Source organism: Pseudomonas sp. GW822-FHT02E03, from assembly GCF_058802325.1.
This window is the reverse complement of record NZ_JBXAOA010000024.1, coordinates 52,891-67,928: the sequence shown is the minus strand read 5'-3', so window position 1 is coordinate 67,928 and position 15,038 is coordinate 52,891. Positions and strand designations below refer to the sequence as shown.

Here is a 15,038-nt window from a genome sequence, read left to right as displayed (position 1 = left end):
AGCCAGACAGCCCGCAAAAGCCTGAAATAGCTTGGCCGAGCTCTGTGAAGAACAAGAGGGGAGACGATGAAGGCAGTAATTCTGGCGGGTGGCCTGGGCACGCGCATCAGCGAAGAGTCGCACCTCAAGCCCAAGCCGATGATCGAGATCGGCGGCAAGCCAATTCTTTGGCACATCATGAAACAGTACTCTGCCCATGGGATTCATGATTTCGTGATCTGCCTTGGCTACAAGGGCTATGCGATCAAGGACTTCTTCGCCAATTACTTCCTGCACACCTCCGACGTCACCTTCGACATGCGCAACAACCGCATGGACGTACACCAGAACTACAGCGAACCGTGGAGCGTCACGCTCATCGACACCGGCGAGGAAACCATGACCGGTGGCCGCTTGTTGCGCGCCGGCCGTTACCTCAAGGACGAAGAGGCGTTCTGCTTCACCTATGGCGACGGCGTCTCCGATATCAATATCCGTCAACTGGTGGACTACCACAGCGCCCACGGTCGTCTGGCGACCGTCACCGCCGTACAACCGCCGGGCCGTTACGGTGCCCTGGAGCGTCACGGCGATCAGGTGCTTGGTTTTACCGAGAAACCCCGTGGCGACGGTGGCTGGATCAATGGCGGTTTCTTTGTGCTTTCGCCGAAAGTGCTGTCATACATCGGCGGTGACGAAACCACTTGGGAAGCCGAGCCCTTGGCGCGTCTGGCCCAGGATGAACAGTTGAAGGCCTTCGAGCACGAAGGTTTCTGGCATCCGATGGACACCCTGCGCGACAAGAACCACCTCGAAGCGTTGTGGCAGAGCGGGGAGGCCCCATGGAAGCAATGGGACTGAGCTCGCAATTCTGGCGCGGCAAACGTGTTCTGCTGACCGGCCACACCGGTTTCAAAGGCAGCTGGTTGACGTTGTGGCTGCAAAGCCTCGGTGCCGAGGTCAGCGGGTTTTCGCTTGATCCATCCACCGAGCCGAGCCTGTTCGAACTGGCCCGCGTGCACGAGGGCATCAATGATCAGCGCGGTGACCTGCGTGATCTCGGTGCCTTACTGGAATTGATCGCCGAAACCCAGCCGGAAATCGTTCTGCACCTGGCGGCTCAACCGCTGGTGCGCGAAGGCTATCGCGATCCGCTTGGCACCTATTCCAGCAACGTCATGGGCACGCTCAATCTGCTTGAAGCGATCCGCCAGGTCGGCGGCGTGCGTGCCTGTGTGCTGGTGACCACTGACAAGGTCTACGCCAACAAGGAATGGCTGTGGCCGTACCGCGAGAACGAAGCCCTCGGCGGCCATGATCCTTACAGCAGCAGCAAGGCTTGCTGCGAATTGTTGGCGCAGTCTTACGCCGCATCGTTTTTCCCGGCCGACAAGTACGCCGAGCATGGCTTGGCGTTGGCCACCGCGCGTGCCGGCAACGTGCTGGGCGGTGGCGACTTTGCGCCTGAGCGCCTGATTCCCGATGTGCTCAAAGCCTGGTCGGCGGATGAGCCGGTGACATTACGCTACCCGCAGGCAGTACGCCCATGGCAGCACGCGCTTGAACCATTGGCCGGTTACCTGCAATTGGCCGCCGGCCTCTACGAGCAAGGCCCGGAGTTTGCCGGTGCGTGGAACTTTGGCCCGAGCGAAGCGGACATGTGCAGCGTCGGTGAAGTGGTCGAGTTGCTCGCCAGCCGCTGGCCGCAAGCGCGCGGCTTGCGCATCGAACCCACTGATTTGCATGAGGCCGGTCTGTTGCGTCTGGACAGCAGTCGCGCCCGTCAACTGTTGGCCTGGCAACCGCGCTGGTCGTTACAGCAGTGCCTGACCCAGACCCTCGATTGGCACCTGGCATGGCAGAACGGCGATGACATGCGTGAAGTCACCCTGAACCAGTTGAACCTGTACCGAGGCGCGCTGTGAGCGAATTCCTGTTGAAAGCCTTGCCACTGGCCGGTCTGTTCAGCGTGCAGCACAAACGCGTCGAAGATGATCGTGGGCACTTCTCGCGGCTGTTCTGCGAAGGCAGCCTGAGCGCCTTCGGCCAGACGTTTCATATCCGCCAGATCAATCATTCCTGCACTCGCGAGCGGGGCAGTGTGCGCGGCCTGCATTATCAGAATTCCAATGCGCCGGAAGCCAAGTTGATTACCTGCCTGCGTGGCGAGGTCTGGGATGTGGCGGTGGACTTGCGCCCTGACTCCGAAACCTTTCTGCACTGGCACGCCGAACACCTGCAGGCCGGCGACGGTCGCAGTCTGCTGATCCCGGCCGGGTTCGCCCATGGTTTCCAGACCCTCACCGACGACGCCGAATTGCTCTACCTGCACAGCAACGATTACACGCCTGCGCACGAGGGCGGTTTGAGCGTGAACGATCCACGGCTGGCCATCGCCTGGCCGCTGCCTGTCAATAATCTGTCGGCCAGGGATTCCAGCCATCCTTTGCTCGATGAACACTTCGCTGGAGTGCGTGTATGAATTGCCGTGGTTGCGCTGCACCGCTGAGCCTGCCGCTGATCGATCTCGGAACCTCGCCGCCGTCCAATGCCTACGTGCATGCGGATCGCCTGGAACAAGCCGAGCAATGGGTGCCGCTGAAGGTCGCTGTGTGTCAGCAGTGCTGGCTGGTGCAAACCGTGGATTACACCCGCGCCGACAGTCTGTTCGACGCCGAGTACGCCTATTTCAGTTCGTTCTCCAGCACCTGGCTGGCCCACGCCGAGCGCTATGTCGCCGAGATGGTCGAACGCTTCGGCCTGACCGCCGACAGCCGCGTGGTGGAAATCGCCGCCAATGATGGTTACCTGTTGCAGTACGTGGCGGGGCGCGGCATCCCTTGCCTGGGCGTTGAGCCAACCCGCAGTACCGCGCAGGCGGCGCGGGAAAAAGGCCTGCAGATTCGTGAGCTGTTCTTCGGTCGCGACACCGCCGCGCAGCTGAACAGCGAAGGCTGGGCCGCCGACCTGATGGCCGCCAACAACGTGCTCGCCCATGTGCCGGACATCAATGATTTCCTCGGTGGTTTCGCCACCTTGCTCAAGCCGACAGGCGTGGCGACGTTTGAGTTTCCGCAACTGCTGACGCTGATGGCGGGGCAGCAGTTCGACACGCTGTATCACGAGCACTATTCCTATCTGTCCCTGACCGCCGTGCAGACTCTGTGCGAGCGCAATGGGCTGGAGGTGTTCGACGTCAGCCAGCTGACGACTCATGGCGGATCGCTGCGGGTGTTCGTGCAGCGCAAGGACGGTGAACGCCGCGCCGTCCAACCAACTGTGCAACATCAGTTGCAGGCTGAACTGGACGCGGGGGTGAAGACGCCCGAGTACTACGCGACCCTGGCGCCAGCGGCTGAACGTATCAAGCACGAACTGCTGCGTTTCCTGCTGCAGGCCAAGGCCGACGGCAAGCGCGTGGTCGGTTATGGCGCGGCGGCCAAGGGCAACACGTTGCTCAACTACGCCGGGGTCAAACCGGACCTGCTGGCCTGGGTTGCCGATGCCAATCCGCATAAACAGGGCAAGTACCTGCCGGGCAGTCGTATTCCAATCGTTTCGCCGGCGCAGATCGATCTGGAGAAACCCGATTACATCCTGGTTCTGCCATGGAATCTGTTGCACGAAGTCAGTCAGCAACTGGCGCAAGTACGGCAGTGGGATGGCCGCTTCGTGATCGCCGTGCCTGAGTTGACCGTGCTGTGAAAGTGCTCGTGACCGGTGCCACGGGGTTCGTCGGCCGCCATTTGGTCGAAGCCTTGCTCGCGCGTGGCTGTGAAGTCCGGGCCGTGGCGCGTAACGCCGAAGCCGCTGCGAGTTTGCCGTGGATCAATGCCGTGGAGTTCATCGCGGCAGATATTCACGCCGCCGACCTGAACATCGCAGCGCTGACCGATGGCATCGACGCCCTGGCGCATCTGGCGTGGCCGGGGTTGCCGAACTATCAGGCGCTGTTCCATTTCGAGCATAACTTGATGGCCGATTACCGGTTCATCAAGGGGGCGGTCGAGGCGGGCGTGTCGCAGGTGTTGGTGACGGGCACCTGTTTTGAATATGGCCTGCAAAGCGGACCGCTCAGCGAGCAGACCGAGGCGCGGCCGAGTAACCCTTACGGGTTGGCGAAGAACACGCTACGGCTGTTCCTCGAAAATCTGCAGCAGGTTCAACCGTTCACCCTGCAATGGGCGCGGCTGTTTTACCTGCACGGGGAAGGGCAGAACCCGAACAGTTTGCTCGCAGCGCTGGACCGGGCAATCGAGGCGGGAGACCACGTCTTCAACATGTCCGCCGGCGAACAGCTGCGCGATTACCTGTCGATTGAAACGGCGGCCGGTTACCTCGCCGCGATCCTGCAACAGCGCGAATTTGATGGCGTGATCAATTGCTGCAGCGGCCAACCGATATCGGTCAGGGCGCTGGTCGAACAACGGCTGCGTGAACGCGGCGCATCGATCACTTTGAACCTGGGCCATTACCCTTACCCGACCCATGAACCGATGGCGTTCTGGGGCGTGGCGGACCGCTTGCAACAGCTACTGGGAGCAGAGCATGAGGCATGAGTTGTATCGGGTCGCCGACCTGCCGGTGTTGCAGAACCGTACCTTTGCCGACCCGGAGTCGGCCAGGGCTTCGGCCAGCGCCGACATGCTGTTGGTGCAGGACGAGGCGAGCGGGCTGATCTTCAATCAGGCCTTCGATGCCGACAAGCTCAGCTACGACGCCGACTATCAGAACGAGCAGGCGCATTCTGGCCAGTTCCAGAAACACCTGAGCGATGTCGAAGGGATCATTGCCCGCCACTTCAAGGGTCAGGAACTGATCGAAGTCGGCTGCGGCAAAGGCTACTTTCTTGAGCTTCTCAAAGGTCTGGGTTACGCCATCACCGGCATTGATCCGGCCTACGAAGGCGACAACGGCGATGTGATCAAAGCACCGTTCACTCGTGGCCTGGGCCTGTCGGCGGACGCCATCGTGCTGCGGCATGTACTGGAGCATATCCAGAACCCGGTGAGTTTTCTCGCCGAGATGGCCGAGGCCAATCAGGGCGGGCAGATCTACATCGAAGTGCCGTGTTTCGACTGGATTCTCGAACACCGTGCCTGGTTCGACCTGTTCTACGAACACGTCAATTATTTCCGCCTCGATGACCTGCGCCGGATGTTCGGCACGGTGCATGAGGCCGGTCACCTGTTCGGTGGCCAGTATCTGTACATCGTCGCCGACCTGTCCACGTTGCGCCGGACCCCGGAACAACCGGTGCCGCGCCTGACGCTGCCGGAAGGTTTCACCGCCAGCCTCGACCGCGCCGTGCAGATCATCCAGGCCGCGCCCGAGCAGGGTTCGGCGATCTGGGGCGCCTCGTCCAAAGGCGTGATTTATTCGCTGTTCCTGCAACGAGCGGGCGTGGCGGTGGATCGCGTGGTGGATATCAACCCGGCCAAACAGGGCCGATATCTGCCCCTGAGCGGCGCGCGGGTGTCCTCGCCCCAAGAGGCCATGGATGCGTTGCCCGAAGGCGCCAACCTGTTTGTGATGAACTCCAACTACCTCGAAGAAATCAAGCGGATGACTGGTGGACGCTACGTCTATCACGCCGTCGACAGCGCTTCGTTCCAGTGACTATTGAGATTCTAAAATGACCGATAACACCATCAATAAAGCCTTCGAAGCTGAATGCCAGGCAGAAATCGCCCGCCAAGGCGATGACCAGAAACTCACCGGCCTGGCCCGGGATTTCTTCAACGAATCGGCCAAGCACAAATACAGCTACCACTTCTCGTGGATGGGCCGTCCGATCATCCAGCTGCCGCAAGACATGATGGCGATGCAGGAAATCATCTGGCAGGTCAAACCGGATCTGGTCATCGAGTGCGGCATTGCCCACGGCGGTTCGATCATTTACTACGCATCGTTGCTGGAGCTGCAAGGCCACGGCGAAGTGCTGGGCATCGACCTCGACATTCGCCCGCACAACCGTGAAGCCATCGAAAGCCACCCGATGAGCAAGCGTATTTCGATGATCGAAGGTTCGAGCATCGACCTGGCCATCGCCGCCAAAGTGCGCGCTGCCGCTGAAGGCAAGAAAGTCATTCTGGTGCTGGATTCCAACCACACCCACGATCACGTGCTCGAAGAGCTGCGTCTGTATGCGCCATTGGTCTCGGTGGACAGCTACTGCGTGGTGATGGACACCGTGGTCGAAGACATGCCGGCCGACTTCTTTCCGGATCGTCCATGGGGCCCGGGCGACAACCCGAAGACTGCGGTATGGAAGTACCTGGAAGAGAACAAGGACTTCGAAATTGACCAGCAACTGCAAAACAAGCTGCTGATCACCGTAGCGCCGGACGGCTATCTGCGTCGCGTTCGTTAATCAAAAGTGGTTTCAGGTTCTTGGCGATTGGCCGGTTGTGGGGATAGAAAGATGCAGGTTCAAAGCAGCACTCAAACCAACGTGACACCGCTGAACGAGCTGTTCACGGTGGTGGTCATCACCCACAACCGCAGGGCGTTCCTGCGACGCGCCTTGCAGTACTACAGCAGTTACTCCGCCAAGGTGCTGGTGCTGGATTCGTCCGTGCAGGGCGATGAGCGCATCGCAACCGACTTTCCGTCGGTCGATTATCGCCATTTGTCGCAGTTCACCTATACGGGGTTTCAGCAAAAACTCGCGTATGGCGTCAGCCAAGTCACCACGCCGTACATGGTGTTGGCTTCCGACGATGACTTCCTGCTGCACGATGCATTGACCGAATCGGTGAACTTCCTCGAGGCCAACCCCGATTACGGTATGTGCCACGGCTACTGCCTGATGTACCTGACGCACTCCAACTATGTGCAGTACTACCGTCGCGACAAGAAGGTAAAAGAGGATTACAGCGCCGAGCGCGCGCAGGATCGTGTGCTCGACTACATGGGCCAGTACATCCCGCCGTTCTATGCGGTGCATCGTACTTCGCTGTTGCGGGACTGGTACGCGGCCATGCCGGAGGGCACGATTTTCGAGTGGCAGGAAATCGGCCATGTGTATTACATGCTCGCGCGGGCCAAGGCGCGGATTCTGCCAAAGCCTTATGTGGTGCGGGAGGTCAACTACGGCCGTTCGGATCACAATACCGAAATCATTCACGTCCTGAGTTTCAAAGACGCCCGCTCAGTCGCTGAGCGTGAGCGTTTTGCCGGTTTCCTCGCCACGCTGCCGACCGGCATCAGTGGCCTGAATCAGACGCAGACCGCCGAGTTCGCCCTGCAAAGTTTCCAGGCGCTGGCTGATAGCCTGGCCGCGCGCAATGCCTTGACGATTGAGCCGATCTTCGAGTCCTACTGGAAAGATCCCACCATCGGCCCGAAACGCGCATTCGGGCCTCAGCAGTATGTCGAGATGCCGTTCTACAACCAGGCGTTTTTTGATCAACTGACCGAATGCGAATTTCTGCTCCATGCGATGCCTGCCGGACGCTTGCAACTGGAAGAAATGGAAGGTGCGTTACTGCAGCAGCATACGTTGCAGCGCACCTATTCCAATGACACGCCCGAGACCATCCAGAACCGTTTGCTGCATGCCGTGCAGTTGGGCGCTTTCAACCGTAGGGTCGTGCAAAAATTGGTGCAGCAGCTGCTGGACCTGGGCGAGAGCGCCGATGCGAAAATATTGACGGACTGGATTACCCGCCTCGGCAGCCTACCGACCTACGACAGCCGTGAGTTGCTGGGCAGCATGCCCTCCGGCCGTCTGTTGAACTGGTTGCAGGCACGCCAGCCGAACGACACCGCGGTACGGAAAATCAATCAACACCTGGCGGCCAACGAGGGTGGACCTCAGTTCGGCATTCTGTTGCTGGACCTTGAAGCCGACATGGACAAGTTGCAGGTCACCTTCGACAGTCTGATGGAAAGCGCTTTCCGCGCCTTCAAGGTGGTGGTCTTCACCACGGGTGATTTGCCTGACGTCACCACCGAACAAAATACCGTGCATTTTGTAAAGGTCAGCGCCAGCAACTACGTCGATAAACTGAACCAGATTGCCCAGCGCTCAACCTCGGATTGGCTGCTGTTGGCCGAGGCCGGTGATGAGTTCACCGCTGCTGGCTTGTTGCGCGCCAGCCTTGAGTTGCAGAACGCCGAAGGTTGCCGTGCAGTGGCGATGGATGAGATTCATCGTCGCAGTAATGGCACGCTGACCGAAGTTTTCCGCCCGGCCTTCAACCTCGACCTGCTGCAAAGCCTGCCAGCGTTGACCGCCCGGCATTGGCTGATCCGACGCGAGGTGCTGGTGGATGTCGGTGGTTATGCCCGCGAGTTCAGCGATGCATTGGAATTCGACCTGCTGCTGCGCCTGATCGAAGCTGGCGGGTTGACGGGGTTGGCGCATTTGGCTGAGCCATTGCTCATCACTCCGGCGGTGGAGTCGGCGCCGAACGATCACCAACGTCAGGCCCTGGTACGCCACCTGGCAACCCGTGGCTATCAGGCGCAGGTCAGTGCCGAGGCATTCGGTGGCTTGCGGGTCGACTACCGCCACGCGCAGCGTCCGAAAGTGTCGATCATCGTGCGCAGCGAAGGCAATCAGGAGCAATTGCAACGCTGCCTGGTGAGCGTATTGCAGCGCACGCGCTATCAGAACAACGAAATTATCATCGCCGACAATCACAGTCAGTCAGCCGATCTGCTGACGTGGCTCGACAGTCTGGAGCAAAACGGCCGCGGGCGGATTCGCCTGATCAAGAACGAGCAGCGCCTGAGCCCGTCTGCACTGCTCAACCAGGCCGTTGCGCAGGCGCAAGGTGAGTATCTGATACTGCTCGCGGAGGACGCCGAGGTGGTCAATGCCAATTGGATCGAAGCCTTGCTCAACCAGGCTCAGCGTCCTGAAGTGGGTGTGGTGGGTGCCAAACTGGTTGATCGCGAAGGCAGCGTGACCGGCGCCGGTCTGATTCTGGGGCTGAACGATGGCGTGGCTTCTGCGTTCATCGGCGAGAAAAAAGACGCACCGGGTTACATGCATCGGCTGCTGGTCGAGCAGAATTATTCGGCGGTTTCCGACGCTTGTCTGATGGTGCGCAAAGAAGTGTTCGACGCACTGGGCGGGCTGGATGAAGATCATTTCGAGCAAGCGTATGCCGATGTCGACTTTTGCCTGAAAGTCGCCGATGCCGGGTTACTGACCGTATGGACGCCGCAAGTGCAAATCGCCCACCCCGGCACGTTGCCGGATCACCCGCAGGCGGCAGCCGCTCTGCGCGACAAGTGGCAATCGCGCTTCGAACAGGATTCAGCCTACAACCAGAACCTGGCCTTGACCGGCAAGGGCTTTACTCTCAGCAAACCGACCAGCGTGAACTGGGCGCAGTTGCTCGCATAAGCCTGGCTGACAGGTAAAAGGACTCAAGGCATGTTCAACGGTAAATCGATTTTCATCTCTGGCGGCACCGGCTCGTTCGGGCGCAACTTCATTCGCCGCTTGCTGGAGCAATACCAGCCCAAGCGGGTGGTGGTGTTCTCCCGCGATGAGCTCAAGCAGTATGAGATGCAGCAGACGTTCAACGCGCCGTGCATGCGTTACTTCATTGGTGATGTGCGCGATGCCGAGCGTTTGCGTCAGGCCATGCGCGGCATCGATTACGTGGTGCATGCCGCGGCCCTCAAGCAAGTGCCAGCGGCGGAATACAACCCCACAGAATGCATCCGCACTAACGTCAACGGCGCGGAAAACATCATTGCCGCGGCCATCGACAACGGCGTGAAAAAAGTCGTCGCACTGTCTACCGACAAGGCAGCCAGCCCGATCAACCTGTACGGCGCGACCAAGCTGCTGTCGGACAAACTGTTCGTGGCGGCCAACAACATTGCTGGCGAACAGCAGACTCGTTTTGCCGTGGTGCGCTACGGCAACGTGGCTGGCTCGCGGGGTTCGGTGGTGCCGTTCTTCAGCAAACTGATTGCCGAGGGCGCCAAAGAGCTGCCGATCACCGATGAGCGCATGACGCGTTTCTGGATCACTCTCGATCACGGTGTGAAGTTTGTGCTCGACAGCTTTGCCCGCATGCACGGCGGTGAAGTGTTTGTGCCGAAGATCCCGTCGATTCGCATCGTCGATCTGGCGCTGGGCATGGCTGGACATTTGCCGCACAAAAACGTCGGCATCCGTCCGGGGGAAAAGCTCCATGAACTGATGGTGCCGCTGGACGACGCGCGCATGACCCTGGAGTTCGATGATCACTACACCATTCAGCCGTCGATTCGCTTCACTAGCGTCGACGTGGATTTTGCCGTCGACAAACTGGGCGAGCAGGGCCGGCCGGTGAGCGAAGATTTCGAGTACCGCTCCGACACCAACCCGCACTTCCTGTCGGTCGGCCAGATCGCTGATCTGCACGCGGAGTTGTCGGCATGATTCCCTACGGTCGGCAAAGCCTGGATCAGGAAGATGTTGACGCGGTGGTTGCCGTGTTGCAGTCCGACTGGCTGACGCAGGGGCCGACCATCGAGCGTTTCGAACAGGCCATGGCCGAGCGTTGCCAGGCCGATTTCGCGGTGGCGGTGTGCAATGCCACTGCGGCGTTGCACATCGCCTGCCTCGCCGCCGGCCTCGGGCCGGGCGATCGGTTATGGACCACGCCGAACACCTTTCTGGCCTCGGCCAATTGCGGTCGCTATTGCGGCGCCGAGGTTGATTTTGTCGACATCGACCCGCTGACCTGGAACCTTGACGCCTATACCCTGGCGTCGAAGCTTGAAATCGCCGAGCGAGACGGCACACTGCCGAAAGTGCTGGTGGCGGTGGCGTTCTCCGGGCAGAGCTGTGATATGCGCATGATCGCCGAACTGGCCGAGCGCTATGGTTTTACGGTGATCGAGGACGCTTCCCACGCGGTCGGCGCATCTTATGCCGGACGTCCGGTAGGGTGCGGCGATTTTGCGGCGATGACGGTGTTCAGTTTCCACCCGGTGAAGATCATCACCAGCGCCGAAGGCGGCATGGTCCTGACCAACCGCCCGGAACTGGCCGAGCGCTTGCAGCGCCTGCGCAGCCACGGCATGACCCGTGACCCTGCGCAGATGACTGAACCCAGCCACGGTCCCTGGTACTACCAGCAAGTGGAACTGGGCTTTAATTACCGCATCACCGACCTGCAAGCGGCCCTCGGTCTGTCACAGCTGAACAAGCTCGATGGCTTCATCGAGCGTCGTCGTGAACTGGCGGCGCGTTATGAGCGGTTACTGGCGTACTTGCCGCTGACCTTGCCCAGTGCGCAGCCCGAGGCCGAATCGGCTTGGCATTTGTATGTGGTGCGCTTGCAGACCGACCGAATCAACCTCAGCCATCGACAGGTGTTCGAAGGCTTGCGAGCGGCAGGGGTGGGTGTGAACCTGCACTATATTCCTCTGCACTTGCAGCCGTACTATCGCGACCTGGGTTTTGCCGAGGGGGATTTCCCCCAGGCCGAACGTTATTACGCCGAGGCCATCAGCCTGCCGCTGTTTCCTCTGCTGAGCGATGAACAACAGGATTATGTGGTCGAGCAATTGCGACGACTGATTCTTGAGGCATAGCAACTTGAGGCATAGCAACTTGAGGAGTACCGACTCTTGAGCAGTGTTGCGATCATTCCGGCCCGCGGTGGCAGCAAGCGAATCCCGCGCAAGAACCTCAAGCCATTCGATGGCGTGCCGATGATCGTCCGTTCGATTCGCACGGCGCTGGCGTCGAACCTGTTCGACCAGGTGATCGTCAGCACCGACGATGAAGAGATCGCCGAGGTCGCACGGGCCAATGGGGCTCAAGTGCCATTCATGCGACCCGCGGCGCTGGCCGACGATTTCACCGGGACCGCAGCAGTGATCGTACATGCCTTGAAGCAATTGCCGCCGTTCGACTATGCGTGCTGCGTCTATGCGACGGCGCCGTTGTTGCAGGCGCGTTATCTGCGTCAGGGGCATGAGTTGCTGGTGCAGCATCCGGACAAGTCTTTCACGTTTTCAGTCGCCGGTTTTGGCTTCCCGGTGCAACGGGCCTTGACCCTCGACGAGCAGGGCGCCTTGACCTCGCTCTACCCGGAGTTTCGCGAGATCCGTTCCCAGGACTTGCCTGAAGCTTTTCAAGATGCCGGGCAGTTCTACTGGGGGCGTAGCGAGGCCTGGTTGCGTGGCGATGTGCTGTTCTCGCCGGCAAGCCTGCCGGTGATTCTGCCGCGTCATCTGGTGCAGGATATCGACACGCTTGAAGACTGGACGCGTGCCGAATATCTCTATTGCGCCTTGAAGGCTGGGGGTGAGCTGCAATGAGGGTGCTAATCCGCGCTGACGCGTCGCCGACTATTGGCAGCGGCCATATCGCCCGTTGCCTGACCCTGGCCAGGGTGTTACGCAAGCAGGGCACGCATGTTGCCTTCGCGTGTCGTCAGTTGCCGGGGCATCGGCTGGACAGTCTGCAGGCTGAGGATTTCGAGATTTTCGCGCTGCCGGAGCGCTATCCCGATGAAGACCCACAGCAGGCCATCGAGTCGATGCTGCCGTGGCAGGCGGACATCGCTGCGCTGGGGCAAGCATTGGAAAGTCATCCGGCTTTCGACTGGATCATCGTCGACCACTATGGCCTCGATCAGCATTGGCAGACCGCCGCGCGCCGTTGGGCTCCGCGAATCGCGGCGGTGGACGATTTGGCCACTCGGCAATACAGCGTCGATCTGCTGCTCAATCAAAATCTGTCGGGCACGCCAGAGGCTTATGCCTCACTGCTGACGCCCGGTTGCCAGATCCTGCTGGGCCCACGGTTTGCCCTGCTGCGCGATGAGTTCTGTTGCCCGGCAATCGAGATCAAACCTCGAGCCAGGCGCGTGCTGGTGAACTTCGGCGGTTTCGATGCGGCCATGCAGACCCATCACGCGATGTTGGCGCTGGCGGACCTCCATGAGCTGGAAGTCGATTTCGTGGCAGGTGCCGACAACCCGGCCTGGGAGCAGATGCAGAGTCTGGTGGACTATCGTCCGAACTGGCGCCTGCACAGTTTTGTCAGCGATTTCTACCAGCTGATGACCGAGGCCGACCTGTTCATCGGTGCCGGTGGCGGTACCAGCTGGGAGCGGGCGGCCATGGGGCTGCCGACGATCTGCATTGCGGTCTCGAATAATCAGCAGGCCAACGGCGAGGTGATGGCGACCTCGGGTGCTCATGTGTTCCTGGGCAATCGCGACCGGGTCAGCGTCGAGCAGTTGCATCAGACCATCGGTTTTGTCGTGGGCAATCAGGGGATTCGTCAGAGTCTGGCCGAACGTTCGCGGCAGTTGGTCGATGGCCGTGGGGCGCAGCGGGTGGCGGCAGCGCTGGCGGGGGCGGTGTTGCAGGTTCGTCAGGCCACTCAGGATGATGCGCAATTGTTGTTCGATGGGCGCAATGCCGAAGCGGTTCGGCGCTGGTCACTGGACACGCACGTCATTGACTGGCAACGGCATCGGGCCTGGCTGGCCGCGAGCCTGAGCAATCCGCGGCGGTTGCTATTGATCGCCGAAGCGGATGATGGCCCGGTCGGTGTGCTGCGTTATGACCTCGACGATGCTCGCGCCGAAGTCTCGATTTATCTGTTCGAAGGCCGATTCGGCCTGGGCTGGGGCAGGGCGCTGCTGGCGCGGGGCGAAGCCTTCGTCACCGCTAATTGGCCTGCGCTGGAAGTCATCACCGCTCAGGTGCTGCCGGCCAATTCGGCATCGCTGAAAGTTTTCCGCGAGGCTGGTTTCACTCAGAGTGCTTGCGCGTTCACGCGCGTATTGAAGGATCCAAAACAATGACCAGTTTCAAGATCGGCAACCGCTCGATTGGTGCCGATGCGCCGCCGTTCATCATTGCCGAGATGAGCGGCAACCATAACCAGTCGCTGGACGTGGCGCTGCACATCGTCGAAGCCGCGGCCAAGGCCGGTGCGCACGCCTTGAAGCTGCAAACCTATACCGCCGAGACCATGACCCTGGATCTGTCTGAAGGCGAGTTCTTCATCAAGGACCCCAACAGCCTGTGGGCCGGTTCTTCGCTGTACGCGCTGTACGAGAAGGCCCACACGCCGTGGGAATGGCACGCGCCGATTTTCGCCCGGGCCAAAGAGCTGGGCATGCTGGCGTTCTCCACACCGTTCGATGACACCGCCGTAGACTTCCTCGAAAGTTTGGACGTGCCCGCCTACAAGATCGCCAGTTTCGAAAACACCGACCTACCGTTGATCCGGCGGGTCGCTGCCACCGGCAAGCCGCTGATCATCTCCACTGGCATGGCCAGCATCGCCGAACTCGACGAAACCGTGCGTGCCGCCCGTGAGGCCGGTTGCAAGGACCTGGTGTTGCTCAAGTGCACCAGCACGTACCCGGCGACGCCCGCCAACAGCAATGTGCGCACCATCCCTCATCTGCGGGAGCTGTTTGGCTGTGAAGTCGGTTTGTCCGATCATTCGATGGGCGTTGGAGTGTCCGTCGCCGCGGTAGCGCTGGGGGCTACGGTGGTGGAAAAACACTTCACCCTCGACCGTGCCGCCGGTGGCGTGGACGCCAGTTTTTCCCTGGAACCGACTGAACTCGCCAGCCTGGTGATCGAAACCGAACGCGCCTGGCAGGCCATGGGGCAGGTGCATTACGGCGTGACCGAAGCCGAGCGCAAATCTCTGGTATACCGACGTTCGCTATACGTCACTCAGGACATGGCCGCCGGTGAGCCTTTCACCGTTGCCAATCTGCGGGCCATCCGGCCTGGCCTGGGGCTGGCCCCCAAACACGCTGAAACCCTTCTGGGCCGCCGTGCGCACCAGCCCATCAAGCGCGGAACACCGCTGGATTGGTCGTTGGTTGAATAACCGCTTGTGCGGCTGATTCGGCAAAATAGCGTGACCTGCGAGTCATAACGCGCATCTTCACTGTATTGTATAAAAAGGGGAGATGGCGCCTGGACTGTTTTTAGCCCAGTGATGGCCTTTTATTCTTCCCGCTGTCACCCCCTTGAGGGCGACGTTTATTCGTTGTTTGTCGGCGCCCCTCGATTCCTTGCGAGCGGTGGTATTGGGCTGTTTATTATTGGGAAGC

The 15,038-nt window shown here is 60.3% G+C and carries 13 protein-coding genes; all 13 read left to right on the top strand.

Annotated features, from left to right (window positions below; translation table 11 throughout):
* Positions 1–66 precede the first annotated feature (66 nt).
* From rfbF to pseI, 13 genes are read left to right on the top strand one after another with little or no spacing between them, the layout of a single operon-like run.
* Positions 67–840 carry a glucose-1-phosphate cytidylyltransferase gene (rfbF, locus tag AC1RQB_RS18615; RefSeq protein ID WP_008072576.1) on the top strand — a complete coding sequence of 258 codons (774 nt, stop codon included), beginning with the start codon at positions 67–69 and terminating at the stop codon, positions 838–840.
* Complete coding sequence (gene rfbG / locus AC1RQB_RS18610; RefSeq protein WP_063342893.1) at positions 822–1,904, top strand: CDP-glucose 4,6-dehydratase; 1,083 nt, start codon at positions 822–824, stop codon at positions 1,902–1,904. The genes rfbF and rfbG overlap by 19 nt, the downstream gene beginning before the upstream one ends.
* Positions 1,901–2,461 carry a dTDP-4-dehydrorhamnose 3,5-epimerase family protein gene (locus AC1RQB_RS18605; protein ID WP_063342894.1) on the top strand — a complete coding sequence of 187 codons (561 nt, stop codon included), beginning with the start codon at positions 1,901–1,903 and terminating at the stop codon, positions 2,459–2,461. The genes rfbG and AC1RQB_RS18605 overlap by 4 nt, the downstream gene beginning before the upstream one ends.
* Positions 2,458–3,684, top strand: coding sequence for a class I SAM-dependent methyltransferase (locus tag AC1RQB_RS18600; RefSeq protein WP_063342895.1), 1,227 nt, complete (start codon positions 2,458–2,460; stop codon positions 3,682–3,684). The genes AC1RQB_RS18605 and AC1RQB_RS18600 overlap by 4 nt, the downstream gene beginning before the upstream one ends.
* Positions 3,681–4,538: an NAD-dependent epimerase/dehydratase family protein gene (locus AC1RQB_RS18595; RefSeq protein WP_063342896.1), complete on the top strand. Its 858-nt coding sequence runs from the start codon at positions 3,681–3,683 to the stop codon at positions 4,536–4,538. The genes AC1RQB_RS18600 and AC1RQB_RS18595 overlap by 4 nt, the downstream gene beginning before the upstream one ends.
* Positions 4,528–5,598: a class I SAM-dependent methyltransferase gene (locus AC1RQB_RS18590; protein ID WP_063342897.1), complete on the top strand. Its 1,071-nt coding sequence runs from the start codon at positions 4,528–4,530 to the stop codon at positions 5,596–5,598. Before AC1RQB_RS18595 ends, AC1RQB_RS18590 begins: the two co-directional genes overlap by 11 nt.
* A gap of 16 nt (positions 5,599–5,614) precedes the next feature.
* Positions 5,615–6,352, top strand: coding sequence for a cephalosporin hydroxylase family protein (locus AC1RQB_RS18585; protein WP_063342898.1), 738 nt, complete (start codon positions 5,615–5,617; stop codon positions 6,350–6,352).
* Between the two features lie 51 nt (positions 6,353–6,403).
* Positions 6,404–9,340 (top strand): TIGR00180 family glycosyltransferase, encoded by a 2,937-nt coding sequence (locus AC1RQB_RS18580; protein ID WP_063342899.1) that lies wholly within the window; start codon positions 6,404–6,406, stop codon positions 9,338–9,340.
* 30 nt (positions 9,341–9,370) lie between these two features.
* Complete coding sequence (pseB, locus tag AC1RQB_RS18575) at positions 9,371–10,372, top strand: UDP-N-acetylglucosamine 4,6-dehydratase (inverting) (protein WP_008072584.1); 1,002 nt, start codon at positions 9,371–9,373, stop codon at positions 10,370–10,372.
* On the top strand, positions 10,369–11,532 hold the full coding sequence (gene pseC, locus AC1RQB_RS18570) for a UDP-4-amino-4,6-dideoxy-N-acetyl-beta-L-altrosamine transaminase (protein ID WP_063342900.1): 1,164 nt from the start codon (positions 10,369–10,371) through the stop codon (positions 11,530–11,532). Before pseB ends, pseC begins: the two co-directional genes overlap by 4 nt.
* A gap of 36 nt (positions 11,533–11,568) precedes the next feature.
* A complete protein-coding gene (pseF, locus tag AC1RQB_RS18565) occupies positions 11,569–12,264 on the top strand; it encodes a pseudaminic acid cytidylyltransferase (RefSeq protein WP_063342901.1) in 696 nt (231 codons plus the stop codon).
* On the top strand, positions 12,261–13,763 hold the full coding sequence (gene pseG / locus AC1RQB_RS18560; RefSeq protein ID WP_063342902.1) for a UDP-2,4-diacetamido-2,4,6-trideoxy-beta-L-altropyranose hydrolase: 1,503 nt from the start codon (positions 12,261–12,263) through the stop codon (positions 13,761–13,763). Before pseF ends, pseG begins: the two co-directional genes overlap by 4 nt.
* Positions 13,760–14,812: a pseudaminic acid synthase gene (gene pseI, locus AC1RQB_RS18555; protein ID WP_008072589.1), complete on the top strand. Its 1,053-nt coding sequence runs from the start codon at positions 13,760–13,762 to the stop codon at positions 14,810–14,812. Before pseG ends, pseI begins: the two co-directional genes overlap by 4 nt.
* Positions 14,813–15,038 lie beyond the last annotated feature (226 nt).

Bases quoted from the DNA above. Each gene is read 5' to 3' on its own strand.
- rfbG (WP_063342893.1), top strand. From the start codon at position 822: ATGGAAGCAATGGGACTGAGCTCGCAATTCTGGCGCGGCAAACGTGTT.
- AC1RQB_RS18580 (WP_063342899.1), top strand. From the start codon at position 6,404: ATGCAGGTTCAAAGCAGCACTCAAACCAACGTGACACCGCTGAACGAG.
- pseB (WP_008072584.1), top strand. From the start codon at position 9,371: ATGTTCAACGGTAAATCGATTTTCATCTCTGGCGGCACCGGCTCGTTC.
- rfbF (WP_008072576.1), top strand. From the start codon at position 67: ATGAAGGCAGTAATTCTGGCGGGTGGCCTGGGCACGCGCATCAGCGAA.
- pseI (WP_008072589.1), top strand. From the start codon at position 13,760: ATGACCAGTTTCAAGATCGGCAACCGCTCGATTGGTGCCGATGCGCCG.
- pseC (WP_063342900.1), top strand. From the start codon at position 10,369: ATGATTCCCTACGGTCGGCAAAGCCTGGATCAGGAAGATGTTGACGCG.
- AC1RQB_RS18600 (WP_063342895.1), top strand. From the start codon at position 2,458: ATGAATTGCCGTGGTTGCGCTGCACCGCTGAGCCTGCCGCTGATCGAT.
- AC1RQB_RS18590 (WP_063342897.1), top strand. From the start codon at position 4,528: ATGAGGCATGAGTTGTATCGGGTCGCCGACCTGCCGGTGTTGCAGAAC.
- pseG (WP_063342902.1), top strand. From the start codon at position 12,261: ATGAGGGTGCTAATCCGCGCTGACGCGTCGCCGACTATTGGCAGCGGC.
- AC1RQB_RS18585 (WP_063342898.1), top strand. From the start codon at position 5,615: ATGACCGATAACACCATCAATAAAGCCTTCGAAGCTGAATGCCAGGCA.